1 protein-coding gene is annotated in these 236 nt (G+C 50.4%); it reads right to left on the bottom strand.

The annotated features are described in order from the left end of the window. Window positions 1–236: LysR substrate-binding domain-containing protein (locus AAEY75_RS17110; protein ID WP_352260383.1), on the bottom strand; the 236-nt coding region annotated here is incomplete at both ends.

Below are 236 nucleotides of genomic sequence, written 5' to 3'. Positions count from 1 at the left end.
AGCGAGGGCAGGCAGAGGCATAAAGCCAAACGCCGTAGAAAGGTCTAGCTCGACATCTGGCCAATGTTCACGAAAGTGATCAATCGTTGGCATGAGCCATTCATAGCAACTGTGGCACTCGATGGCAATGTGTAAACGGCCGCTTTCGCCTTCTGCAAAGCGGTGAATATCTCGCTGAGCGGATCGAAATGAGAGTAGAACATCATCGGCAAGTTGTAATAAACGCAGTCCAGCAC

It is taken from the genome of Psychrobacter sp. TB55-MNA-CIBAN-0194, assembly GCF_040309505.1.
Taxonomy (GTDB): domain Bacteria; phylum Pseudomonadota; class Gammaproteobacteria; order Pseudomonadales; family Moraxellaceae; genus Psychrobacter; species Psychrobacter fozii.
This window is presented reverse-complemented; position numbering and strand designations above follow the sequence as displayed.